Annotated in this window: 19 protein-coding genes and 6 tRNA genes; 20 read left to right on the top strand and 5 right to left on the bottom strand. The window is 47.7% G+C overall.

What is annotated here, in order from left to right; all coding sequences use genetic code 11:
- Positions 1–117: 117 nt before the first annotated feature.
- A tRNA-Ile gene (locus OA57_RS04970) sits at positions 118–194 on the top strand.
- Between the two features lie 8 nt (positions 195–202).
- Here the strand turns inward: OA57_RS04970 and OA57_RS04965 are convergent.
- Both OA57_RS04965 and nagE read right to left on the bottom strand, forming a co-directional pair.
- Positions 203–631, bottom strand: a complete 429-nt coding sequence (locus tag OA57_RS04965) for a hypothetical protein (protein ID WP_034614221.1) — start codon at positions 629–631, stop codon at positions 203–205.
- Positions 632–705: 74 nt separating this feature from the next.
- Positions 706–2,172, bottom strand: a complete 1,467-nt coding sequence (gene nagE / locus OA57_RS04960; protein WP_034614218.1) for an N-acetylglucosamine-specific PTS transporter subunit IIBC — start codon at positions 2,170–2,172, stop codon at positions 706–708.
- Positions 2,173–2,391: 219 nt separating this feature from the next.
- Between nagE and nagB the strand changes: the two genes are divergently transcribed.
- The 11 genes from nagB to nadE all read left to right on the top strand — a co-directional run bounded on the left by nagB (position 2,392) and on the right by nadE (position 10,064).
- Positions 2,392–3,198 (top strand): glucosamine-6-phosphate deaminase, encoded by an 807-nt coding sequence (gene nagB / locus OA57_RS04955; protein WP_034614215.1) that lies wholly within the window; start codon positions 2,392–2,394, stop codon positions 3,196–3,198.
- Positions 3,199–3,210: 12 nt separating this feature from the next.
- Complete coding sequence (gene nagA, locus OA57_RS04950) at positions 3,211–4,362, top strand: N-acetylglucosamine-6-phosphate deacetylase (RefSeq protein WP_034614213.1); 1,152 nt, start codon at positions 3,211–3,213, stop codon at positions 4,360–4,362.
- 113 nt (positions 4,363–4,475) lie between these two features.
- Positions 4,476–5,699, top strand: a complete 1,224-nt coding sequence (locus tag OA57_RS04945) for an ROK family protein (RefSeq protein WP_034614210.1) — start codon at positions 4,476–4,478, stop codon at positions 5,697–5,699.
- 197 nt (positions 5,700–5,896) lie between these two features.
- A tRNA-Met gene (locus tag OA57_RS04940) sits at positions 5,897–5,973 on the top strand.
- Between the two features lie 12 nt (positions 5,974–5,985).
- A tRNA-Leu gene (locus OA57_RS04935) sits at positions 5,986–6,070 on the top strand.
- A 27-nt stretch (positions 6,071–6,097) separates the two neighbouring features.
- Positions 6,098–6,172, top strand: a tRNA-Gln gene (locus OA57_RS04930).
- 40 nt (positions 6,173–6,212) lie between these two features.
- Positions 6,213–6,287 (top strand) — tRNA-Gln (locus tag OA57_RS04925).
- A gap of 24 nt (positions 6,288–6,311) precedes the next feature.
- Positions 6,312–6,398 (top strand) — tRNA-Leu (locus OA57_RS04920).
- Between the two features lie 407 nt (positions 6,399–6,805).
- Complete coding sequence (locus OA57_RS04910) at positions 6,806–8,038, top strand: MMPL family transporter (RefSeq protein WP_034614205.1); 1,233 nt, start codon at positions 6,806–6,808, stop codon at positions 8,036–8,038.
- Positions 8,039–8,206: 168 nt separating this feature from the next.
- A complete protein-coding gene (locus tag OA57_RS04905; RefSeq protein ID WP_034614201.1) occupies positions 8,207–9,322 on the top strand; it encodes a nicotinate phosphoribosyltransferase in 1,116 nt (371 codons plus the stop codon).
- A 1-nt stretch (position 9,323) separates the two neighbouring features.
- Positions 9,324–10,064: an NAD(+) synthase gene (gene nadE / locus OA57_RS04900; protein WP_152596718.1), complete on the top strand. Its 741-nt coding sequence runs from the start codon at positions 9,324–9,326 to the stop codon at positions 10,062–10,064.
- A gap of 67 nt (positions 10,065–10,131) precedes the next feature.
- Here the strand turns inward: nadE and putP are convergent, their stop codons facing one another.
- Together putP and OA57_RS04890 are read right to left on the bottom strand one after the other, a co-directional pair.
- The gene (putP, locus tag OA57_RS04895) at positions 10,132–11,634 is read right to left on the bottom strand and encodes a sodium/proline symporter PutP (protein ID WP_034614195.1); all 1,503 of its coding nucleotides are present in this window, start codon (positions 11,632–11,634) and stop codon (positions 10,132–10,134) included.
- An 83-nt stretch (positions 11,635–11,717) separates the two neighbouring features.
- Positions 11,718–12,410, bottom strand: a complete 693-nt coding sequence (locus OA57_RS04890; RefSeq protein ID WP_034614192.1) for a YggS family pyridoxal phosphate-dependent enzyme — start codon at positions 12,408–12,410, stop codon at positions 11,718–11,720.
- Between the two features lie 513 nt (positions 12,411–12,923).
- Here OA57_RS04890 and thrA point away from each other — a divergent pair.
- The 3 genes from thrA to thrC are packed head-to-tail and all read left to right on the top strand — an operon-like array spanning position 12,924 to position 17,664.
- Positions 12,924–15,383, top strand: coding sequence for a bifunctional aspartate kinase/homoserine dehydrogenase I (gene thrA, locus OA57_RS04885; RefSeq protein WP_034614188.1), 2,460 nt, complete (start codon positions 12,924–12,926; stop codon positions 15,381–15,383).
- Positions 15,384–15,394: 11 nt separating this feature from the next.
- Entirely contained in the window at positions 15,395–16,339 is a 945-nt protein-coding gene (gene thrB, locus OA57_RS04880) for a homoserine kinase (RefSeq protein WP_034614516.1), read from the top strand.
- 47 nt (positions 16,340–16,386) lie between these two features.
- Positions 16,387–17,664: a threonine synthase gene (gene thrC / locus OA57_RS04875; protein WP_034614185.1), complete on the top strand. Its 1,278-nt coding sequence runs from the start codon at positions 16,387–16,389 to the stop codon at positions 17,662–17,664.
- A gap of 62 nt (positions 17,665–17,726) precedes the next feature.
- Here the strand turns inward: thrC and smpB are convergent, their stop codons facing one another.
- Entirely contained in the window at positions 17,727–18,209 is a 483-nt protein-coding gene (gene smpB, locus OA57_RS04870) for an SsrA-binding protein SmpB (protein ID WP_034614182.1), read from the bottom strand.
- 175 nt (positions 18,210–18,384) lie between these two features.
- Between smpB and OA57_RS04865 the strand changes: the two genes are divergently transcribed.
- From OA57_RS04865 to folP, 5 genes are read left to right on the top strand one after another with little or no spacing between them, the layout of a single operon-like run.
- Complete coding sequence (locus OA57_RS04865) at positions 18,385–19,692, top strand: acetyl-CoA C-acyltransferase (RefSeq protein WP_034614178.1); 1,308 nt, start codon at positions 18,385–18,387, stop codon at positions 19,690–19,692.
- A gap of 7 nt (positions 19,693–19,699) precedes the next feature.
- Positions 19,700–21,865, top strand: coding sequence for a 3-hydroxyacyl-CoA dehydrogenase NAD-binding domain-containing protein (locus OA57_RS04860; RefSeq protein ID WP_235424633.1), 2,166 nt, complete (start codon positions 19,700–19,702; stop codon positions 21,863–21,865).
- 24 nt (positions 21,866–21,889) lie between these two features.
- Entirely contained in the window at positions 21,890–22,531 is a 642-nt protein-coding gene (locus OA57_RS04855) for a class I SAM-dependent methyltransferase (RefSeq protein ID WP_052122380.1), read from the top strand.
- Positions 22,528–23,376, top strand: coding sequence for an SDR family oxidoreductase (locus OA57_RS04850; protein WP_034614174.1), 849 nt, complete (start codon positions 22,528–22,530; stop codon positions 23,374–23,376). Before OA57_RS04855 ends, OA57_RS04850 begins: the two co-directional genes overlap by 4 nt.
- Before the next feature lie 45 nt (positions 23,377–23,421).
- The gene (gene folP, locus OA57_RS04845) at positions 23,422–24,249 is read left to right on the top strand and encodes a dihydropteroate synthase (RefSeq protein WP_034614168.1); all 828 of its coding nucleotides are present in this window, start codon (positions 23,422–23,424) and stop codon (positions 24,247–24,249) included.
- The last annotated feature ends 6 nt before the right edge of the window (positions 24,250–24,255 follow it).

Genomic DNA, 24,255 nt, shown 5'->3' with positions numbered 1-24,255 from the left:
ACTTTTGTTGTTTTTGAGTTAAGTCTGTTTTTTCGCCAACCATTTTCCAGCTTATAGACTTAACTCTGCGATTCCTCTATAATCTCAGCTCTTTATGCAATTCGCATACCGCACTTTGCCCCCATAGCTCAGTCGGTCAGAGCAGTCGACTCATAATCGATTGGTCACAGGTTCAAGTCCTGTTGGGGGCACCAATTCTATTCTATAGCCCGAATGAAAAGCCTTTGCTGTTCCATTTTGTTTCTGATTTTTCGACAGTTTTGGTCTGTTTTTCGTTAGGCGTATTTTTCAATATTTCCGTTGTGCTGTGGCTGGTGGTGGTGCTGTGTGTTGTGCCTTGACTATAAACCGGTTGTTTGTATTGCGGCAGGTTTTTCAGGATTGTCGCTTGGCGAATCTGTTGTGGGGTATTGAGTGTAGGTTTGGCTTGATAATCACTGGCATCCAATACAATTCCGTCATGTGCTGCGGTTGATGGGGCTGTATTGCCGTGTCTCACTTGCTTGTGGTATTCCTCGACCGTTTTCATGTCGAACGTTTGTTGTTTGCCGTTTTGGTGGTGGGCAGGTTGTTGCACACAGGCGAGTAATGTCGCCGATAAGCTTAAAGCAAGGTAATTTTTCATTTTCATGGGTTATTTCCGTAAAAAAGAAACCGCACTTTTGAAGGCAAAGTGCGGTATGTGAATTAAAACAGGCAGCTAATCTACAGCGTTTTCATTTCATCTGCAATCATTTCCGCTTCAGGTCCTAAAATAACTTGTAAGGCGTTGTCGCCCAGTTTGACGTTACCTTTCGAACCCAAGGCTTTCAGTTGGTTTTCATTGATTTTACTACGGTCGACCAATACTAAACGTAAACGGGTGATACAGGCATCGATATTGCTGATATTGTCCTTCCCACCTAAGGCGGCAATAAATTGCTGCGCTTTTTCGCGTTTGCTGCCGGTTGTGACGGCGGCTGTTACCGGAGCTATGTCGTCTTCCGCAATATCTTCACGTCCCGGCGTTTTTAATCGGAACATTTTAATGCAGGCGGTAAAGATGACGTAGTAGATAACGGAGAAGATAAGGCCTTGGATAATCAGCATATACCAGTTTTGAGCCAGTGGGTTCTGCGATGATAACACCATGTCCACTAAACCGGCACTGAAGCCGAAGCCGGCAATCCATTGCATTGAAGCGGCGAAGAAGACGGAAATACCGGTCAGTAAAGCATGAATGACATACAACACCGGGGCGACGAACATGAAGGAGAATTCCAGCGGTTCGGTGATTCCGGTGAAGAATGATGCCAGTGCCGCGGCAATCATCAAAGAAGCGACTTTGGTTTTGTTTTCCGGTTTTGCCATATGATATATTGCCAATGCCGCACCCGGCAAGCCGAACATCATAATCGGGAAGAAGCCGGCTTGATACATACCGGTCACACCCAGTACCGCCCTGCCTTCAGCCAATGATTGTGCACCACCGAGGAAGTTCGGGATATCGTTAATGCCCGCCACGTCAAACCAGAATACTGAGTTTAATGCATGGTGCAAGCCGATTGGAATCAGCAGACGGTTGAAGAAACCGTAGATGCCGGCACCGACTGCCCCCATGTCTTTAATGGATTCGCCGAAGCTGACCAAACCGCCGAAAATAATCGGCCAGACATACAGCAAAATGAAAGAAAGGACGATTGCAGCCACCGAGACCAAGATCGGTACCAAGCGTTTACCGCTGAAAAATGCCAATGCTTTCGGTAATTCGACTTTGTAATAACGGTTGTATAGGGCGGCTGAAATCACCCCGATTAAGATCCCGATGAACTGGTTGTTGATTTTACCAAAGGCGGCAGGAACCTGTTCGATGGCAATGCCTTCCAACTGAGCGACCGCACCGGGGGAGAGCAGGGTGGTGACGACCATAAAGCCGACAAGGCCGGATAATGCGGCGGAGCCATGCTTATCTTCCGACATGCCGAATGCGACCCCGACCGCAAACAGCAGTGACATATTATCGATAATGGCGGCGCCCGATTTGATGAGTAGTGCGGCCAGCTGGCTGTCCGCTCCCCAGCCGTTGGGATCGAGCCAATAGCCGATCCCCATCAAAATGGCAGCGGCCGGTAGTGCCGCAACGGGAACCATCAAGGCTCTACCGATGCGTTGTAAATAGCCTAGGATAGACATAAGGTACCTCTCTAAAGGATGAAGTGATGAGTAATTTATTTTTTAACAAAAAATATCTTGTAAATAAGGCAGTTTCATATTGACTTGAAGCACTTAAGTTTGCAAGTTTTTTATCCTTGTTTTGTGATCGAAATCAATCTTGATTTTCGATGAAAAAAATGATTAAATCAATTCAGTTTTTACTGCCGACAAACGATTCATAGTTAAAGGAGATATCAAATGAGATTAATTCCGCTGAAAAGCGCCGAGCAAGTCAGCCGTTGGGCGGCTAATTATATTGTAAAGAAAATTAATGCCTTTCAACCGACGGCGGAAAAACCGTTTGTATTGGGATTGCCGACCGGCAGCACACCGCTGCAAACCTATAAAGAGTTGATTAAACTGTATCAGCAAGGCGAAATCAGCTTTAAAAACGTAGTGACGTTCAACATGGACGAATATGTCGGTCTGCCGCAAGATCACGAACAGAGTTATCATACGTTCATGTGGGAAAACTTCTTCAAGCATGTTGATGTGCAGCCGCAAAATGTGAATATTTTGAACGGCAACAGCACAGATCATGATCAAGAGTGCCGTCAATATGAAGAAAAAATCCGCTCTTACGGCAAAATTCATCTGTTTATGGGCGGTGTCGGCAGTGACGGGCATATCGCTTTTAACGAACCCGGTTCTTCGTTAAACTCAAGAACACGGATCAAAACCTTGACGGAAGATACGCTGATTGCCAACTCCCGCTTTTTCGACAATGATCTGACTAAAGTACCGAAATATGCTTTAACCATCGGGGTGGCGACATTATTGGACGCCGAAGAAGTGCTGATTTTGGCAACCGGCCATAATAAGGCTTTGGCAATGCAGGCGGGTGTGGAAGGCTGTGTCAATCATTTATGGACGATCAGCGCGTTGCAAATGCATACCAAAGCGATTTTGGTGTGCGACGAGCCGGCAACACAGGAATTAAAAGTCAAAACCGTTAAATATTTTACGAATTTAGAAGCGGCGGAAATCGCGGCTGTGGCGGAATAAGTAGAGGTAAAAATGCGTTATGCGTTGACTAACGGCGTGGTTTATAGCGCCGACAAAGTGCTTTATCAGCATGCGGTTGTCGTCAATGACGGTTTAATTGAAGCGGTGGTGGCACAATCGGATTTACCGCAAGAGATTGAGCGGGTTGATTTGAACGGAAAAAATCTGACCGCAGGTTTTATTGATCTGCAATTAAACGGTGCGGGCGGCGTGATGTTCAATCTGGACACCACTATCGAGACCTTGCATACCATGCAGCAGACCAATATGCGGTATGGCTGTACCAGCTATCTGCCGACATTTATTACAGCGCCTGATGAAGGTATGAAAAGTGCGGTTGCGGTCATGCGGGAGTATCTGCAAGACAGCAAGAATGCCAATCAAGCTCTGGGGCTGCATTTGGAAGGACCTTACCTCAGCCTTGAAAAAAAAGGTGTTCACCGTCCGCAATATATTCGTCAAATTTCGCCTGAAATGGTTGATTTTTTATGTGCCAACGGCGATGTCATCACCAAGCTGACGATTGCGGCGGAAAATGAAGCGGCAAACTATATTAAACAGTTTAGTGATAGCGGTATTCTAGTGTCGTTAGGCCACTCCAATGCGACTTATGAGGTTGCCAAGCAGCGTATTCGGGACGGAATCGGTTTTGCGACCCACTTGCACAATGCCATGTCGCCGATCAGCTCGGGGCGTGATATGGGCGTGGTCGGTGCGGTGTTGGATTCGGATATTTACACCGGCATTATTGTTGACGGCTTACATGTGACTTGGTCTAATATCCGCTTTGCTAAACAGATCAAAGGTAAGAAACTGGTTGTCGTTACCGATGCGACCGCCGCTGCCGGTTCGGATATCGAATGGTTTGATTTTGTCGGCACCAAAGTCATCGTCAAAGACGGCAAATGTTATGAGGAAAAAACCGGCAGTCTCGGCGGTTCTGCCATCACCATGATTGAATCGGTACAAAATTTGGTGGAGCAAGTCGGTATAGAACTGCCCGAAGCCTTGAGAATGTGTTCCCTTTATCCGGCTCGCGCTATCGGAGTCGACCGCACTTTGGGCTCGATTGCTGCCGGAAAAGTGGCAAATCTGACCGTATTCGACCATAACTTCAAGGTTACCGCCACCGCAGTAAACGGAGTTTTACAGCACTATGCCTAGTTGGCGTTGATGTTATCAAGATAATAAGCGTCTAAAGTGCGGTGCAGGGGATTGATACCGCACTTTTTTATTGGATTGGAAATGGAAAACGTCGCCATAAGAAGGAAACGACAATGAATAACCCAATACAGATAGTCAATGTCGATTTTGTCAAACAGGCGAACGGCGCATTGGTGTATCGTTTGATTGATCGGCACGGCCCTATTTCACGGATACAGGTATCGGAAATGAGCGGCCTGGCAGCGGCGAGCGTGACCAAAATCACACGCAATTTATTGCGCTTCGGGCTGGTTAAAGAAATGGAACCGCAGGAGTCTACCGGCGGCCGACGGGCGATTTCGATTGTGGCGGAACGGGAAAAGTTCGCCACTGTGTTGATACGTTTGGGGCGAACCAGTGTCACCGTAGCAACGATGAATTTGGCAACGGAAGTGCTGTTTAAACAAAAATATCAATTGCAAATCAAGCAATCGTTAGCACAGTTGGAACACTACCTGCTGGATTTGATTAAAGAGGCGGTGGCGAAGTATCTACAGTCGGGCGGGCAGATTATCGCATGTGGTATTACGGTTCCGGGCTTTGTCGATCAAAAAACCAATACCATTCATTTTATGCCGCAGCTCAATTTGAAAAAACCGTGGAAGTTGGCGGAACAGATTCAGCAAGCGATCAATCTGCCCGTGTTTGTCGGGCATGACGTGCGGGCGCTGGCGTTAGCGGAGTCGTATTTCGGCAAAACCAAAACCTGTAATGACTCCATTTTGTTACGTATTCACCGCGGTGTGGCGGCAGGCATTATTTTGAATAAAGAACTGTTTAGCGGCAGTAAGAACAATTTGGGTGAGATTGGGCATACACAGGTTGATCCGTTAGGCAGGCCTTGCAAGTGCGGTCATTTTGGTTGTTTGGAAACGTTGGTCAGTAATCCGGCGATTGAAGATACCGTCCGGCAACTGTTGGAGCAAGGGCATCACAGTGAATGGGTTTCATTGGAACGCTGTGATCTCGATAGCATTTGCCGTGCCGTTAATCAGGGTGATCCGCTGTTGGTCGAATTATTTCAAAAAATCGGCAGACATATCGGGCAGGTTTTGGCGGTGTGTATCAATGTGTTGAATCCGGAAAAAATTATCCTCTCCGGGCAAATTACACAGGCACAAAAAATACTGTTTCCTGCAATTGAAAAAGCGTTGCAGGCGATGGCATTGGCGGAATTTGTCAAGCATACCGCACTTGAAGCGTCGGAATTGGAACATGATGATATTATCGGTGCTTTTGCCCTGATTAAGCGAGCGTTATGGAACGGTGAATTGCTGGTTCAGCTGCTGGAAGAATAATTCGGCAGACAAGCCGAAAACGGCGTGGAATGAAAATCTTTGATTGTAAATTGCACGCCATGCGATTAAACTGGTCAATCTGTGTCCGAACAGATTAAAAAAGTGATTTTTTAAGAAAAAACGGTTGACGAGTTGGGCTGATATTAGCATAATGCACCTCGCAAAACCGATGAGGTGAACGCAGAAAATAATTGAATGGCTATGTAGCTCAGTTGGTTAGAGCACAACACTCATAATGTTGGGGTCACAGGTTCGAATCCCGTCATAGCCACCATATTTTTTCCTAGCGGGAATGGCGAAATTGGTAGACGCACCAGATTTAGGTTCTGGCGCCGCGAGGTGTGTGGGTTCAAGTCCCTCTTCCCGCACCATTCATCAGGTTTGCGATTGTCGGCAGGTGGGGTATCGCCAAGCGGTAAGGCACTGGGTTTTGATCTCAGCATTCCTAGGTTCGAATCCTAGTACCCCAGCCATCAACCGATATATCTTATCATTGAATTTCAAGATGTAAATTGGGGTATCGCCAAGCGGTAAGGCACTGGGTTTTGATCTCAGCATTCCTAGGTTCGAATCCTAGTACCCCAGCCATTAAATAGAAATTCATACAAAATTGCGGAAGTGGCGAAATTGGTAGACGCGCTAGGTTCAGGTCTTAGAGCCTTAACGGGTGTGGGGGTTCAAGTCCCCCCTTCCGCACCATCTCTTAAAAAACAGTCTACGACTGATTTGATTTGAAACAGATTATTTCTAATTTATTTCCTGCTATCTAGAACCTTTTTATTTATTATCACCAATAATGTATCTTTCATTTCTTAATTCATTTCTTAATTGTTCATTAGACCGATATACTGCTTGCTGTTTCCTCTAGTTGTGAGGATGCCGTTTTTTGATCATAGTTTGATCATTTTGGAACAGCTGGCAAAGATTAAATCCGCTTATAAACTGATCAGCAGTCCCGCATTTTTACGTTTTCTCGATGATAATCTGCATTATCCGGTCGCCAATGTGGTTTTTCCTCCAGCGGTAAATTGCCCGAGATGGTGGGAACGAAAGCGCAGCAACGGTTGTATGTGAATTGATGGAATTTTACGGCTCAAGCGAAATCGGTGCAGTGGCATACCGCACTTGCCTATGCGCTTCTTTTCTTCGCACCGTCAACGGTGTTGCAACAGATGGCGGTTTATGCCGTTTTCGGTCTGTTTGGGGCGTTGCTGACAATTTATCTGTTTTATCCTTATTTCATCGAAAAGATGCCGTATGCGACATTTGTAGCACAAACCGGCTTATATCGTTATTTACATTTCTGGCGTGAGAATTGCAAAATTATTCCGCTGATGTGCGGAGTAGTGCCGTTATTGTTGTATGCGGCAATTCAGATTCAGTTTAATGACGACGTGCGAACCTTTCAACGCCCGACTGAATCGCTCAAACAGATGGAGCGGCAGGTAACGGCTATTCTCGGACAGAGTAACCAATTACAATATTTCATTCTGCAAGCCGATAATCAAGAGAGCCTACTGCAACGCAGTGAACAATTGAAAAGCGCCTTGCAGCAAGCAAAACTCGATCATGCTTATCGCGTCCTGTTATCCGATTATGTTCCGAGCCGAGAAAGGAAGCAACGCAATGCAATATTGGTCTCCGGTGCAGTGCAAACCTTGACGCCGGCGTTAACAGGATTGGGTTTACAACAAGTCCAACCTTATCCCGAAACGATAACGACATTGACTCAATTTATGGATTCAGCATTAGGGGGCGATTTTCAATCGCTATATTTTCAGAAAACGCAAGGCAGTCGGACGATTTATTATCTACTGGTTCCGCTGCAAGACGGAGAGCAAGGGAAATTCTCACAGATCGCCTCTGAGACGGACGGGGTGAGTTATCATAATTTAACGCAACAGTGGAGCGTGTTATTTGGGCAGACACGCAATGCGGTTTTGTGGATGTTAAGCGCAAGTGCGGTTTTGGTCTGCCTTTGTCTGGCTTATGGATTTTCTATTCGTTTTGCCGGCATGTTCGTTTTTGTGATTGCATTTTCCATGCTTTGTTCGCTTGCGGTTTTAAGTTTGAGCGGGCAATATTTTAATGTATTTTCCGCTTTGGGCTTGGCGCTGGTTTTAGGAATGAGTGTGGATTACGCCATTTTCTTGGCGAAATCCCGTACCGCTTCAGCCGGTGCTTTTTTAGCGATTTTATTGTCAGCCGTCACCAGCCTGCTTTCATTCGGGTTGTTGATGTTCAGCCAAACGCAAGCGCTGGCCAGTTTCGCGATGACGGTATCGGTCGGAATCAGCATCGCATTTTTTTATGCCGCTGGTACTGAAAATCGAGACTGAATAATGTCTTTTAGACCGAGTTTTCTATACGTTTCACTATTTTTACGCCGACTTTGCGTTATCTCCGCCAAAATATCGCTTGATTAATACATAAAAAAAGTTCAAATTAAACAAAATGGTTTTTTTGTAGCATATACTTTTTATTTTCAATTAAGATGAGAAACGGACATGTGTGAAAAAGAATTTGAACTGAAACAAAAAGGTAAGCTGGCAAGGCTGACTAACCGCACTTTCAAGTTTGATCAACGGATTAAAGACGGTTGGTTTTCCGCCGTTTATTTTTTAAAAACCACTAAAATTGTGGCAAATCGTATCCCAAAACAAAGCGTGACCTTGCAGTTTTTTCAAAAAAACGAGGCGATTGTCTGCGGCATGGATGAAGCGATCGCCTTGTTGCATACGTTTGCCGCCAATCCGCAAGCATTGAAAATCTGGGCGCTTAATGACGGCGATAAAATTTCACCGTTTGAAACGGTGTTGATGATTGAAGGCCACTATGAAGATTTCGGCTATCTGGAAGGGATTATCGACGGAATTTTGGCACGCCGCACCTCGGTTGCGACCCATGTGTATAACGTGGTACAGGCGGCAGGGGAAAAGCAAGTGATTTTTATGGGCGATCGTGATGATCATTTCTCACAGCAGGCGGGCGATGGCTATGCCGCCTATATCGGCGGCATGAGCGCACAGGCGACTTATGCAATGAACGAGTGGTGGGGCACGGAAGGTGTCGGCACGATGCCGCATGCGCTGATCCAGCTGTTTAACGGCGATTTGATTAAAGCCTGCGAAGCCTATCTGGCGACATTTCCGGATGATAATTTGGTGGCGTTGGTGGATTATAACAATGATGTAATTGAAGATTCATTGAAGGTTGCACGCCATTTCGGTGACAAATTATATGGTGTCCGAGTCGATACTTCCGCCAATATGGTCGATCAATATTTTCTGAAAAATCAGCATGAATTCGGGCGTTATGATTTGCGCGGCACCAATCCTCGCCTGATTAAACTGTTGCGCCGACATTTGGATGCGGAGGGTTTTCAGCATGTCAGAATCATTGTCAGCGGTGGATTTGATTCGGCGAAAATCAAACTGTTTGAGCAATTGGGTACGCCGGTGGATTCCTATGGTGTCGGCTCGAATTTGCTGAAAGTGAATATTGGTTTCACCGGTGATTGTGTGAAATTAAACGGCGAAGAGCAAGCGAAACAGGGGCGCCGTTACTGTTTTAACCCGAGGTTGCAGCCGGTGCGCTACCAAGTGCCGAATGAAGGAGAATAGTATGAATTTACAGCAATATGCGGATTATCTGGTCGATTGGCTGGAAAAGCAGCGAGATTTTTATCGCGCCAAAGGGTATGTGATCGGGATTAGCGGCGGTATTGATTCGGCAGTGGCGGTCAGTTTGCTGATGAAAACCGGTGCGCCGGTGCAGGGGCTGATTTTGCCGTCCGAAACAACCGCTAAACAGGATATTATTGATGCTTATGCCGTTGCAGAAAGCGCAGGCTGCCCAGTGATGGAAGTACCGATTATTGATACTTACCGCACTTTTATGCAGAGTGCAAAACCGTTATTCCGTGATGATGCCGAAAGACAAAATGTGATTGCGGGAAATGTACAAGCACGCTTACGCATGATAACGTTGTACGCTTGCGCGCAAAATCAGCAGGCGATAGTGGTAGGTACGGATAATGCGGCGGAGTGGCATACCGGCTATTTCACTAAATTTGGCGACGGCGGTGTCGATGTGGTGCCGTTGGTGCAGTTACGTAAAGAGCAGGTTTTTGCGTTGGGGCGTTTATTGGGCGTGCCGCAAGCGATTTTGGAGAAAGCGCCGAGTGCCGGTTTATGGCAGGGGCAGACCGACGAAGATGAAATGGGTGTCAGTTATGCGGAAATTGATGCGTTTTTGCGTGGGGAACCCGTTTCGGAGCAGGCTCAAAAACAAATTGATTTTTGGCATAACCGTTCACATCACAAGCGTATGTTGGCGCCGGCGCCGGAAAAACTGTGTGAATAATTTGTGTAGACATAAAATCGAAGTGCGGTTTGACGGCATGTTAAACCGCACTTTGCTTGATGGGAGATCATAGGCTGGCTTTATATTGCATCGTTGCTTGCTCGTAATTTTCTACTACGCTCGTATCCGGTTTGCCGCTGATCAGTGAGCCTGCGATAATAGCAACGGAAGAGAGAATAAAGCCCGGAATCATTTCATAGATGCCGCTGTCCGGAACGACTTTGTTCCAGAAAATCACCACTAAAGCGCCGGTCAACATGCCTGCCATGGCGCCGTTTGAATTGGTGCGTTTCCAGAATAACGAGAATAGGACTAACGGACCGAAAGAGCTGCCGAAGCCCGCCCACGCGTGTTCAACCAGTTTTAATACCTGACTTTCCGGATTTCGGGCAATTGCAATCGCAATGACGGCAATCGCCAAGACCATGACACGGCCAATCCAGACTAACTCTTTATCACGGGCTTTCGGTCGGATAAAACCGCGGTAAAAGTCTTCGGTAATAGCGCTGGAGGAGATGAGTAACTGGCAGCTTAAGGTACTCATCACGGCAGCGAGGATCGCGGACAGCAAAATTCCGGCAATCCACGGGTTAAACAGGTGGCGTGCCAATTCGATAAAAATTTGTTCTCGGTTTGCACTGACCGCCGCGGCCAGTTCCGGATTCGCATAAAAATAGGCGATGCCGAAAAAGCCGACGCCGACGGCACCCAGCAGACAAAAAACCATCCACGACATGCCGATTCGGCGGGCGCTGGTTAATGAGCGGACATTATCCGCCGCCATAAAACGCGCCAGAATATGCGGTTGTCCGAAGTAGCCCAATCCCCATGCCGCCAAGCTTAATAAGCCGATAAGGGAGGTACCGCTCCAGATGTCGGTGAAATTTTTGTCCAGTCGGTTGCCGGCACTTTCCAATATCGTGCTGAATTCATTGATGCCGCCAAGGCTGAACAGCACCATAATCGGAGTAATAATCAGCGCAAGTACCATCAGGGTGGCCTGTACGGTATCGGTCCAGCTGACCGCCAGAAAACCGCCGATAAAGGTATAAATAATTGTGGCCAGCGCACCGTACCAAAGTGCGGTTTGGTATGGGGTGCCGAATAGGTTCTCAAACAGTCGTGCGCCCGCCACGACGCCGGATGCGCAATAAATGGTGAAGAAAAGCAGAATGATCGATGCGGCGACAATTTTCAGCATTTTATGTTCGGCGCCGAAGCGTGCCTGAAAATATTCCGGCAGTGTCAAGGCGTTATTGTGGGTTTCCGTGAAGACGCGCAGGCGGCCGGCGACAAAATACCAGTTTAAATAGGCACCGACGGTTAAACCGATGGCAATCCAGGCTTCAACCAAGCCGGCGGCATAAATCGCCCCCGGCAGCCCCATCAGCAGCCAGCCCGACATATCGGACGCACCGGCCGACATGCCGGTGACGAAACCGCCCAAACTGCGCCCGCCGAGAATATAGTCGGATAAATTGCGGGTATAGCGGTATGCCAGCAATCCGATAAGCAACATGCCGATAATATATACCGTAAAGGTAACAATGGTTGGATCGAATCCAAACATAAAGAGACTCCTGAAACGTGATAGCGTATGCGCTTGTTATTTTTCGAAAGGGGGGAGAGTATACCGTTTTCCGCAGAAAACCGCTAATTTCTCGCGCCGAAAATTGCCGTGCCGATACGAACTTGGGTCGAACCGCACTTGATCGCCGTCGCCATATCGCCGCTCATGCCTAACGACAGGGTGTCGATCTGCCGTTGCGGCAAAGCCTGTTGCAGTTGCTGAAACAGCTGTTGCATTTGCTCGAATGCGTGTTGCTGCACAAGTTCATTCGCACTCGCTTGCGGAATTGCCATTAAGCCTCTCAGTGTCAAATTCGGTAACTCGCCGATTTGTTGTGCCAACGGCAATAGCTCGTTTGGGCGGATGCCGGATTTGGATGGTTCATCGCTGATATTCACTTGAATCAATACGTTTAACGGCGCAAGTGCGGTTGGTCGCTGCCGGCTGAGGCGTTCGGCGATTTTCAGGCGATCCACGGTTTCAACCCAGTCAAAATGTTCCGCCACCAAGCGGCTTTTGTTTGATTGCAGCAGCCCGATAAAATGCCATTCTAAGCTAATGTTTCGTTGCTGAAAAAACTGGATTTTTTCAACTCCTTCTTGCACATAGTTTTCACCAAATGCCGTTTGTCCGGCTTCAATAGCTTCCTCAATTTCAGCAATGGATTTGGTTTTACTGACGGCTAATAGCTTAACTTGGTTTAACGTGCGGTCAGCCTGTTGACAACAAGCATCGATTTGTTGATGAATTTCAGCTAAATTTTGTTGGATAGACATGGAGAGTGATATTAACGGTTAAAAGTAAAGTGCGGTTATTTTAGCGTGGAATCGGCGGTGTGTCTAAAAAACCGCACTTTGATGTCTGATTTTCCATTCTGAATTAATGGATTTAGAAGCGGACACAGAGAGTGAAGAGGATTGGGAAGGTCGGAAGTATTGAACGGTAAACGAAGTCTAAGATTGAGCATGATCAAGAAATTGCATCATGGGTTGGGGATTCCGGTCAATCTGCTGTTGGATATTTAAAAAAATCAGCAGATTTGGCGTATTCGCCGAATTTTTCATTGACAATACTCGGGAAATTCTGTATTTCTATCACATCAAAAATTTTAAAAATTTAAATAAATCATGCAAAACAACACAATGACCACCACCATTATGATCATTACCATGCGTAAGTACGTGGCGGGTTAGTGTTGCATAACAAAATCAAAAAAACCCGCACCGACAAGTGCGGGTTTTTTAATATTTATCGCTTACACAACATTAATAATGAATCAGGAGAAGATTATGCGAGTGCTTAAATTTGGGGGAACGTCTTTGGCGAATCCGGAACGCTTTTTACAGGCTGCCGGATTGATTGAACAAGCGCATTTAAACGATCAAGCGGCAGGCGTGCTGTCGGCACCGGCGAAAATCACCAATTATCTGGTGGCGCTGGTGGAAAAAGCCGGCAGTGGTGAAGCTTTTGAACATGAATTTAATGAAGTCCTGCAAATTTTCTATCGCATCATCGACGGTTTATATCTCGCTAATCCTAAACTCGACAAAATCGCCCTTCTTCAAGTTATCGATAACGAATTCACCCAGTTAAAACACGTATTAGACGATATTCAACGTAATAAACGTTGTCCTGACAGCGTCAATGCCGGCATTTTATGTCGCGGTGAGAAACTCTCGATTGCCATGATGAAAGCTTGGTTTGAAGCCAAAGGCTATCAGGTTACCCAAATCGATCCGGTAGAAAAACTGGTTGCCAAAGGGACGTATCTGGAATCCTCAGTCAGTATCAGCAAATCCAAACCGCGAGTCGACGCCGCCTCGATTCCAAAGCAAAATATCGTGCTGATGGCGGGGTTCACCGCCGGCAACGAACAAGGGGAACTGGTGTTGTTGGGGCGCAACGGATCCGATTATTCGGCGGCGGTACTGGCGGCGTGCCTTGATGCCGATTACTGTGAAATTTGGACGGACGTTGACGGAGTGTATACCTGTGATCCTCGTTTGGTGCATGATGCTCGTTTGTTGGATAGCCTGTCTTATCAAGAAGCAATGGAACTTTCCTATTTCGGAGCGAAAGTGATTCATCCGCGCACCATCGGGCCATTGGTACGTTGTAGCATTCCGTGTGTGATTAAAAATACGGCCAATCCAGATGCACCGGGAACCTATATTAACAACGATGTCAAATCCGACAGCTTGCAGGTGAAAGGGATCACCAATTTGGATAATGTCAGCATGTTTAACCTGTCCGGCCCCGGCATGCAGGGCATGGTCGGTATGGCGGCACGGGTATTTTCCACGATGTCGAAATCCGGCATTTCGGTTATTCTGATTACGCAATCTTCTTCGGAATACAGCATCAGCTTCTGTGTCCCGACCAAATCGGCGATTGTGGCAAAAGAAGCGCTGGAACAAGAGTTTGCTTACGAGTTGGAACACAAACAGCTGGAGCCGTTGGAAGTCAGCGACAACCTTTCGATTGTGTCGGTGGTCGGTGATGGTATGAAGAAGGCGAAAGGTGTAGCGGCACGTTTCTTTACCGCACTTGCTAAAGCCAACATTAATATTGTGGCGATTGCGCAAGGTTCTTCCGAACGCTCTATTTCTACGGTTGTTCCGCAACATAAATCGGTACAGGCGGTGAAAGCGACCCACCGTGCACTGTTTACCCACCATCAAGTCGTTGATGTGTTTGTGGTCGGTACCGGCGGTGTCGGCGGCGAACTGGTGGATCAAATCCAGCGCCAAACCGACTATTTGGAAAAAAAGAATATCGCCATTCGCGTGTACGCACTGGCGAATACCAAACATTTATTGCTGAGCGAACAGCCGCTTAAACTGAATAACTGGCGCGAACAATTAGCACAAGCGAGCGAGGCATTTTCGGTCGAGCGTTTAGTGAACTTTGTCCAAGATAACAACATCGTCAATCCGGTGTTGGTGGATTGCACCTCGAATCAAGACATCGCCAATCAATATGTCAACTTTCTGAGTGCCGGTTTCCATGTGGTTACCCCGAATAAAAAAGCCAACACCTCTGATGTTGAATACTACCTGCGGTTAAGAGCGGTGGCGGCGCAAAATCAGCGTAAGTTTATGTATGATACCAATGTCGGCGCAGGGTTACCGGTGATTGACAACTTGCAGAAACTGTTGGCGGCAGGGGACGAAATTCTGCAATTCGACGGAATTTTATCCGGTTCGTTATCGTTTATTTTCGGCAAACTGGAAGAAGGCTTGAGCCTGTCGGAGGCCACCAAACTGGCAAAAGAGAAAGGGTTCACCGAGCCGGATCCAAGAGATGACCTGTCCGGCAGTGATGTGGCGCGTAAGTTGTTGATTATCGCCCGTGAAAACGGCTTAATGCTGGAATTAAGTGATGTCGAAGTGGAAGGCGTGCTGCCGAAAGGCTTTGCCGAAGGAAAAAATGTTGATGAATTTATGACACAATTGCCGGCGCTGGACGCAGAATTTGCCGATCGGGTTGCACAAGCCAAAGCCAACGGGCAAGTATTGCGTTATGTCGGTCGCTTGGACAACGGCAAATGCAAGGTCTCGATTGTGGCGGTTGACGGTGATAACCCGCTCTATAAAGTGAAAAACGGCGAAAATGCGTTGGCGTTTTATACCCGTTATTACAATCCGATTCCGTTATTGCTTCGTGGTTACGGCGCAGGTAATGATGTAACCGCTGCCGGAATTTTTGCCGATATTCTGCGTACTTTGCAAAACGGAGGCGGAAACTGATGGATCAGGATATGTTAAGAGTGTATGCGCCCGCATCCAGTGCCAATGTCAGTGTCGGTTTTGATACTTTAGGGGCGGCGGTTTCACCAATTGACGGTTCTCTATTAGGTGATGTGGTACAAATTGAAGCGATTGCAGACGGTTTTGAGCTGGAAAGTGCGGGTTACTTTGTGCGGAAATTACCGAAAGAGCCGCAAAAAAATATTGTGTATCAAGCCTATGTTTTATTTAGTGAACGTTTAAAGCTGCGTAATACTAAAGTGCGGTCATTGCGGCTGACATTAGAGAAAAATATGCCGATTGGATCCGGACTGGGATCCAGCGCCTGTTCGATTGTGGCCGCGTTAGTTGCTTTGAATAAATTCCACCAAGAACCGTTTTCTAAAATGGAACTCTTGGAAATGATGGGCGAGTTGGAAGGACGGATTTCCGGTTCGATTCACTATGACAATGTAGCGCCGTGCTTTTTGGGCGGTGTACAGTTAATGGTGCAATCACTGGGCAATATCAGCCAAACGCTGCCGTTTTTTGATCAATGGTATTGGGTGCTTGCCTATCCGGGGATTGAAGTCTCCACTGCGGAAGCGCGGGCGATTTTGCCGAAAAGTTATAGCCGCCAAGATGTGATTGATCACGGACGTTATCTGGGCAGTTTTGTACATGCCTGTCATACGCAGCAGGAAAGCCTGGCGGCATTGATGATGAAAGATGTGATTGCCGAGCCTTATCGGGAACAACTGTTGCCGAATTACGACAATGTCAAGCAGGGTTGTCGTGATTTGGGAGCATTAGCGACAGGCATTTCCGGCTCCGGCCCGACGATTTTTGCGATTGCGCCGGATTTGGCGACAGCTACTAAAGTCGCCACCTATCTGGAAAACAACTACTTACAAAATAATGAAGGCTTTGTTCATGTTTGTCAGGTTGATAATCAGGGTGCAAGGCTGTTAGACTGACCGCACTTTTCTATTTCACCGTACGTTTTATAGCAAGGATTTTTTTAATGAATTTATACAATATTAAGCATCCGGAAGAGCAAGTCGATTTTGCACAGGCAGTGCGTCAGGGATTGGGCAAAAATCAAGGGCTGTTTTTTCCTGAAGTGATTCCGCAACTGGATAATGTCGAAGTGTTGCTTGAACTTCCATTGGTGGAACGTAGCCAAAAAATACTGTCGGCACTAATTGGCGAAGAATTACCAAGTGCGGTATTGAATCGAATTATTAGTGATGCGTTCACGTTTCCGGCACCGTTGGTTAAGGTTGAAGATAATGTCTATGCGTTGGAGCTGTTTCACGGCCCGACCTTGGCGTTTAAAGATTTCGGCGGTCGCTTTATGGCACGTACGTTGGCGGCAATCCGAGGGGAAGGAAAAATCACGATTTTAACCGCAACCTCAGGCGATACCGGTGCGGCGGTCGCACACGCTTTCCACGGATTGGAGAATATCGAGGTTGTGATTTTGTACCCGAAAGGCAAAATCAGCCCGTTGCAGGAGAAATTATTCTGTACGTTGGGCGGGAATATCCGCACGGTGGCGATCAACGGTGATTTTGATGATTGCCAAGCCTTGGTAAAACAGGCATTTGACGATCAAGATTTGCGCCGGATAATCGGCTTAAACTCGGCAAATTCAATTAATATCAGTCGGTTATTGGCGCAAGTGTGTTACTATTTTGAAGCGGTTGCGCAATTGCCGAAGGAAAAGCGCGACCAAATTGTGGTTTCTGTGCCGAGCGGCAACTTCGGCAATTTAACCGCCGGTTTAATCGCCAAATGGCTGGGGCTGCCGATTAAACGTTTTATCGCCTCCACCAATGCCAATGATACCGTCCCACGCTATTTGAAGAGCGGTGAATGGCAGCCGAAGGCGACTGTGGCAACGTTATCCAATGCGATGGACGTCAGCCGCCCGAATAATTGGCCACGGGTGGAAGAAATTTTCAAACGTAACGGTTGGGCGTTGAGTGAGCTGCATTCAAGTGCGGTTTCAGACAGTGAAACCGAAACGACATTAAAGCAGATGAACGAAAAAGGGTATCTGTGCGAGCCGCATGGTGCGATCGCTTACAATGTGTTGAAAGCCGATTTGCAACCGAATGAAACCGGTATTTTCCTTTGTACTGCACATCCGGCAAAATTTAAGGAAAGTGTTGATCGGATCTTGAATCTTGATTTGCCATTACCGGAAGCGTTAGACAAACACAATAAACTGCCGTTGTTGTCGGATGAAATGGCGAATGATTTTGCCTTATTAAGGGCGTATTTGCTGAATAAATAAGCGTATTATTAAGAGATTCGACCGCACTTTGGGTTCAAAGTGCGGTTTTTTAGCATCTGAAACTAACCGCGGTTGCTGTTCTTCATAATCCGTTCTTTGGCGCGCTGCCATTCCCGGTCTTGAATGGCATCACGTTTGTCATGTTGTTTCTTGCCTTTTGCCAGTCCGATTTTGATTTTTGCCCATGCGTTTTTCCAATACAGCGACAAGGCGACAATGGTATATCCGTCACGGTTGGCTTTGCCGAACAGACTTTCAAGTTCACGCCGGCTTAACAGCAATTTTCTCGTGCGGGTTGGATCAGCGACAACATGGGTTGACGCCATATTTAACGGCGTAATCATTGCTCCGAATAGATAAGCTTCTCCGTCTTTAAAAATAACATAGCTGTCGCTAATATTAGCTTTGCCGGCTCGCATGGCTTTGACTTCCCAGCCTTGCAGCGAAAGCCCCGCTTCAATTTCGTCTTCGATAAAATAATCGTGTCTGGCTCTTTTGTTCAGGGCAATGGTATTTGAACCTGCTTTTGCTTTTTTCTTGGTCATAATAATGTATTTTTGCCGTCTTGTTTTTTGGATAGGGCGAAATTGTATCAATAAGCCGCCTGACTAGAAAGTAAAAGCAGAGAAATTCTGCCGCAACGCAAAATTTTTCGTTTCTTTTAAGAAGGATTTGTTATGCTATGCGATATTTCAAACGCAATAATCGGGATTGATTTTTATGCCTATTCAGCAAAGACTGGTGAATGCGCGCGGAGAGCGAATTGCCGTGGTGGCGGGCTTGCGCACGCCGTTTGTGCGACGTAATACCGGATTTAAAGAGTGTTATGCCACCGATTTGGGGATTATGGTGACCAATGAGTTGCTCAACCGCCTGCCGTTGGAGCGTAGCGTAGTCGAAAAGTTTATTTTCGGACAGGTGATTCAGCAGCCCGACGTGCCGAATTTGGCGCGTGAAATTGCCTTGACTTTATCGATGCCGCATGCGCAGGCCTATACATTGAGCAGTTCGTGTATCACCGGTTTGCAAGCGGTCGCCAATGTTTGTAACGGCATTATCAGCGGCTCGATATCCTGCGGCTTGGCAGGCGGTGCCGATTCGATTTCCAATGCGCCTTTCAGTCTGAAACCGAAACTGATCCGCACTTTGCGCGATATATGGCGCACCTCCAGTTACAGCCGTAAATGGAATCTGTTCAAACGCCTTTCACGGCAAGACATCAAACTGCAGCAAGTCAATTTGCGTGATGCAATGACCAACTTTTCATTGAGCGATATTTCAGAACAAATGGCGCAAAATTTCGGCTTAGATCGCGAGCAGTTGGATCAATACAGCGCCCGTTCCCATCAACGGGCGGAGCTGGCATGGCAACAGGGCTTGATGGCTGAGCAGGTGATGCTGTCACATCCCGCACCTTATCGGCATTATGTGATTCGGGACAATATGATCAGCGAGCAGATCAATGCGGAATATTATCAACGCCTTAAACCGCTGCACAGCGGTCGGCACAATGTCGTGACGGCGTGGAGTGTATCCGAACCGGCGGACGGTGCGGCGGCGGTGTTGTTGATGCGCGAAGAGTTGGTGGAACGCTATCAATTGAAACCGTTAGGTTATATTCGCAGTTTCGCCTTAACCGGCAATGATGTTTGGCACAATATGCTGTTAGGCGCAACCCATGCCGCCGCTAAAGCGCTGGCATGGGCAGACATGGAATTGAGTGATATTGACTTGATTGATATGCACGAATCGTCCGCAGCGCAGATTTTGGCAAATCTCCAATTATTTGAATCAAAACGGTTTGCGCAAAAGCATTTGCAGCGAGATACCGCACTTGGCTGTGTCGATATGGATAAATTTAATGTTTTGGGCGGATCACTGGCATACGGATCGCCGCGGGCGATTACCAGTTTACGCGTCCTGATTCAAACCTTGCACCAGTTACAGCGGCAGGGCGGGGCAACCGCACTGATTGCGTCCGGCGGTTTGGGCGGTCTGGGGGCGGCGATGGTGTTGGAAAGGGAGTAGTTGAGAAATGAAAATGCAGACAGAAAATCCGTCGGTTCCAACCTTTGACTACCGCGGCGAACAGCATACCGAGCTGTTCAAACTCAGTTTTTACCAACGGGATATTGCCGTCATTACGCTCAATGTGACGGCAAAAAAACAGAACTGGTTAAATCGGGAAACGCTTTACTATTTAAATGCACTGGTAACACAATTGGCCAATTGGCCTTTGCGCGGGTTGATCTTTATTTCCGGAAAAGAAAACAGTTTTGTACAGGGCTTCAGTTTGTTGGGGCTAGAGCAAAAAAGTCATGCCGAATTAACGGATTTCAGCCAATTAAGCCGTGATTTGATGGACAAGATCCAAACGCTACCGTTTTCAAGCGTGTGTGCGGTGCAGGGCAGTTGCTTCGGTTTGGGGCTGGAACTGGCATTGAGTTGTGATTACCGATTGGCGGCGGACGATATGGAGACCCGTTTTTCCATGCCGCAAGTGAAATCGGGGCTGTTGCCTTTTGCCGGCGGCTGCCATTTGTTGCCGCAGCAAATCGGGCTGAAACAGGGGCTGCTAATGATGCTTTCCGGTAATAAAATCAGCGCCCGTCATGCGTTGGCGAAAGGGCTGGTTGATGAAATCGTGCCGAAAGCGGTGTTATTTCAGGTTGCCTGCCGTTACCTTTGCGGCGAAGCACAATCGGCGGTGCAGAAAGCGAAAGGCGGCTACCATCGCCTGTTGGCAAAAGGGGAGAATATTCGTTGGTTGCGCCGTTATTTGATCGAACAGGCTGAACAGCAAATCTGGTTGAAATCCTTTGACCATTATCCGGCGACAAATGCGATTTTGAACTTGTTCAAACAACAGCAAGAAAGTCGGGCAAGTGCGGTCAGTACCCGTTTTGCCGACTTATTTGTCGATAAAACCTCAACGGCATTACGTCGGATGGAGCGCACCAACCGTGAAATGCGCCATCAATATCATGATTTGCAGCGCGACAGCAAAATCAGAAAGGTGGCGGTGCTGGGAAGCGGTTTTATGGGGGCGGGCATTGCCTATATCACTGCGGCACGGGCGGGGCTGCCGGTGCGGATTAAGGATATTAATCCCGACGGCGTGCAAAAAGCGTTGCGTCTGAGTTATCTGTTGCTGCAAAAAGAGGTGGATCAAGGGCATTTGCCTTATGGAAAATTATTGCAAAAGATTTATCTGATCAGCGGCGGCGAGCGTTTTATCGGCAAACAGGCGGCGGATATTGTGATTGAAGCGGTGTATGAAGATTTGGCGTTAAAGCAAAATTTGATCGAAGAAAGTGAAAATTATTACGATGAAAAAACGATTTTTGCCAGTAATACGCTGACCTTATCGATAGCGGCAATCGCCTCAAAAGCACAGCGTCCGCAAAATGTTATCGGTATACACTACTTCACGCCGGTCAGTCAGCGGCGTATGGTGGAAATCATTCCGCATGAAACCACTTCGCCGGACACCGTTGCCAAAGCGATCAGCCTGGTTATCGAGCAAGGGCAAGTGCCGTTGCTGGTGAAGGATTCGCCGGGTTTCTTTATTAACCGCATTATGATTCCTTACCTGCTGGAAGCGTTTTACTGCCTGCTTGACGGCGAAGCGGTCGGCACGATAGATCGGGCGTTGCAGGAATTCGGCTTTAAAAACGGGCCGTTGGCGATGATTGACGAAATGGGGTTGGATATTTTAGTGAAAGCCTTGCCGCAATTGGAGCGGACGTTCGGTGCACGTTTTTCACCACCGCCGAAAGTGGATTACCTGCTGCGTAATGAGCGCAAAGGGCGTAAAAATCGGCGGGGTTTTTACCTTTACCATTCCCGCAGCGGCGATCGTACCCAAGTGGATAAAAGTATTTATCAGGTGTTGGAGGTGGTTGCGGAAAATAACCTCGAACCGGAACAGATCGTCCGCCGCTGTATTTTGATGCTGCTGAATGAAGCCGCCTATTGTGCGCAGGAAGCGGTGATTACCAATCTGAATGAAGGTAATGTGGCTTCGGTGCTGGGTATGTTTTTTCCGGAATTCAGAGGCGGGATTTATGCCTATATCGATGAAATCGGCGCCGCAACCATTGTTGCCGAGTTGGAATTGATGGTTGAACTGCACGGCGAACGTTTCCGTCCGTGTGAATGGTTGCTGCTCAAAGCCGCACAGCAACAACAAACGGCGTAAACCGTACTTTGAAGGAGTCATGAGATGGTCAGCGCCCGGCGTTGGGATTGTTACGCCCGTTTTTATGACATTTTACTCCGTCCGGCGGCACAACAGCGCCGACAGGTGTTTGATCATCTGGCATTGAAGTCAGCGCGGCGGATTTATCTTGCCGGTTGCGGCAGCGGGCTGGATTTAGCTTATTTACCGCAGCAAAGTGCGGTATCGGCGGTGGATTTTTCAGCCGTGATGTTACGCAAATGCGCTGAGCGGGCGCAACACTTAAGCCGCCGAGGGCATTCGCTGGATTTAACGCTGCGGCAGGGCGCGGCGGAACATTCTTCATTGCCCGATTGTTGTGTCGATGTCGTCATTCTGCATCTGATTCTGGCGGTCATAGACAATCCGCAAGCGCTGTTGCAAGAAGCATGCAGAATCGTAAAACCGGACGGCATCATTTCCGTCTGGGACAAATTTGTGCCGCCGCAGCAAAAAGTCGGGAGAGTACGCCGGATGGCGGATTATCTTGCTCGAAAAGTGGGGACAACACTGGTTTTGGATATTGATGCCTTGCTACAACCGCATTCATTAGCGATAATGCAACGGCACAGTATGTTTCAAGGGCGTATGCGGCACGGGCAAATGCAGCATTTGGTATTGCAAAAGGAGAGGACGGAATCAAGATGAATTCGGTAGCGATTGTCGGTTTGGGGTGGCTTGGTTTTCCGCTGGCAAAGCATTTACAGCGTATCGGCTGGCAGGTGAAAGGCAGCAAGCGCACGCATGAAGGGGCGGAAAGTATGCGTTTGAACGGATTTGAAGCCTATTTTTTGCAACTGACGCCGGAAATTGACGCCGATCCCGATGACATACACGAATTATTGACGGTCGATTCGCTGATTATCAACATTCCGCCCAGCCGGTATTTTTTTGATACCCACAGTTATATCGAAGGCATTAAAAATCTGGTCAACGAAGCGCTGTTGCACGGCGTACAACATTTGTTGTTTATCAGCTCAACGTCCGTTTTTCCACAGCAACACGGCGAATATGACGAACAAAGTGCGGTCGAGCCGCAGTCGGAGGTCGGCAAGGCGTTGTATGCGATCGAAAACTGGCTGCTGCAACTTAACAATGTAGATTGTGATATTTTACGCCTTTCCGGTTTGATCGGCATCGATCGTCACCCCGTCAGCAGTCTGGCGGGCAGAAAGGCGGTGAAAGGCGGCAATCAGCCGGTCAATCTGGTGCATCAGACGGATTGTATTTTGGCGATTCAGTTATTGCTGGAAACCCGCGGCTATCAACGGCTTTACCATTTGAGTGCGCCGCAGCACCCGAATCGAGCCGACTATTACCGCACTATGGCGGAAAAACTGGGTTTGGTTCCACCGCACTTTGTACAGGACGAAGCGGATTTACGGCGGATTATACACGGCAACAAAATTGTCGCAGAGCTGGATTTTGAGTATCGTTATCCCGATCCGTACCAAATGTTGCCGCAGGCGGAACAGTACTTTCATCAAGAATAACCCGAATAACGCTAATTTGAATAATAACAAACGCGAAATAACCTTATGAAAATCAGTAATCGATACCGCACTTTGGATTTATCCGCCCCGAAAATAATGGGGATTTTGAATTTTACACCCGATTCATTTTCCGACAGCGGGCAGTTTTATCAATTAGACAGCGCCTTGTACCATGTTGAACGGATGTTGGCCGACGGTGCGGAGATTATCGATATCGGCGGTGAATCGACCCGCCCGATGGCGGCAGAGGTGTCGACGGAGGAAGAGTTACAGCGTGTTGTGCCGCTGGTCGAGGCGGTCAGAACCCGTTTTGACTGCTGGATTTCGGTCGACACCTCGAAAGCGCAAGTGATGCATGAAGCGGCAAACGCCGGCATGGATTTGATCAATGATATTCGCGCACTCACCGCAGAAAATGCGCTGCAAACGGCGGTTGAACTCGATTTGCCGGTGTGCATCATGCATATGCAGGGGCAGCCGCGCACCATGCAACAGCAGCCGCATTATGAAAACGTGGTGCAAGAGGTGTTGGATTATTTATTGCAGCGGGCGCAAAATTGCCTCGATGCCGGCATTAAAAAACCGCACTTGATACTTGATCCGGGCTTCGGCTTTGGTAAAAGCGTCGAACACAATTACCGATTATTGCAGCAGCTTAACCGTTTTTGTATTCAAGGTTATCCGGTGTTGGCGGGGCTCTCACGTAAAAGTATGATCGGGCAAGTGTTGGATAAACGTGTGGAACAGCGCATGGTCGGCAGTGTGGCGGCGACGTTACTGGCGGCAATCAACGGTGCGGCAATTTTAAGGGTACACGATGTGGCGGCGATGGCCGATGCCTTAAAAATTTGGCAAATGATGAAAAATGTCTAACGATTC

It is taken from the genome of Chelonobacter oris (assembly GCF_000772535.1).
GTDB lineage: Bacteria > Pseudomonadota > Gammaproteobacteria > Enterobacterales > Pasteurellaceae > Chelonobacter > Chelonobacter oris.
Note: the sequence above shows the minus strand (reverse complement) of the source record. Positions and strands in the feature narration are given on the sequence as shown.

What these genes read in the sequence shown, in the direction of transcription:
- nagB (WP_034614215.1), top strand. Translation starts at nt 2,392, where the DNA reads ATGAGATTAATTCCGCTGAAAAGCGCCGAGCAAGTCAGCCGTTGGGCG.
- OA57_RS04850 (WP_034614174.1), top strand. Translation starts at nt 22,528, where the DNA reads ATGAATTCGGTAGCGATTGTCGGTTTGGGGTGGCTTGGTTTTCCGCTG.
- OA57_RS04965 (WP_034614221.1), bottom strand. Translation starts at nt 631, where the DNA reads ATGAAAATGAAAAATTACCTTGCTTTAAGCTTATCGGCGACATTACTC.
- nagE (WP_034614218.1), bottom strand. Translation starts at nt 2,172, where the DNA reads ATGTCTATCCTAGGCTATTTACAACGCATCGGTAGAGCCTTGATGGTT.
- folP (WP_034614168.1), top strand. Translation starts at nt 23,422, where the DNA reads ATGAAAATCAGTAATCGATACCGCACTTTGGATTTATCCGCCCCGAAA.
- OA57_RS04945 (WP_034614210.1), top strand. Translation starts at nt 4,476, where the DNA reads ATGAATAACCCAATACAGATAGTCAATGTCGATTTTGTCAAACAGGCG.
- thrC (WP_034614185.1), top strand. Translation starts at nt 16,387, where the DNA reads ATGAATTTATACAATATTAAGCATCCGGAAGAGCAAGTCGATTTTGCA.
- thrA (WP_034614188.1), top strand. Translation starts at nt 12,924, where the DNA reads ATGCGAGTGCTTAAATTTGGGGGAACGTCTTTGGCGAATCCGGAACGC.
- OA57_RS04890 (WP_034614192.1), bottom strand. Translation starts at nt 12,410, where the DNA reads ATGTCTATCCAACAAAATTTAGCTGAAATTCATCAACAAATCGATGCT.
- nagA (WP_034614213.1), top strand. Translation starts at nt 3,211, where the DNA reads ATGCGTTATGCGTTGACTAACGGCGTGGTTTATAGCGCCGACAAAGTG.
- OA57_RS04855 (WP_052122380.1), top strand. Translation starts at nt 21,890, where the DNA reads ATGGTCAGCGCCCGGCGTTGGGATTGTTACGCCCGTTTTTATGACATT.
- smpB (WP_034614182.1), bottom strand. Translation starts at nt 18,209, where the DNA reads ATGACCAAGAAAAAAGCAAAAGCAGGTTCAAATACCATTGCCCTGAAC.
- OA57_RS04860 (WP_235424633.1), top strand. Translation starts at nt 19,700, where the DNA reads ATGAAAATGCAGACAGAAAATCCGTCGGTTCCAACCTTTGACTACCGC.
- OA57_RS04865 (WP_034614178.1), top strand. Translation starts at nt 18,385, where the DNA reads ATGCCTATTCAGCAAAGACTGGTGAATGCGCGCGGAGAGCGAATTGCC.
- putP (WP_034614195.1), bottom strand. Translation starts at nt 11,634, where the DNA reads ATGTTTGGATTCGATCCAACCATTGTTACCTTTACGGTATATATTATC.
- thrB (WP_034614516.1), top strand. Translation starts at nt 15,395, where the DNA reads ATGTTAAGAGTGTATGCGCCCGCATCCAGTGCCAATGTCAGTGTCGGT.
- OA57_RS04905 (WP_034614201.1), top strand. Translation starts at nt 8,207, where the DNA reads ATGTGTGAAAAAGAATTTGAACTGAAACAAAAAGGTAAGCTGGCAAGG.
- nadE (WP_152596718.1), top strand. Translation starts at nt 9,324, where the DNA reads ATGAATTTACAGCAATATGCGGATTATCTGGTCGATTGGCTGGAAAAG.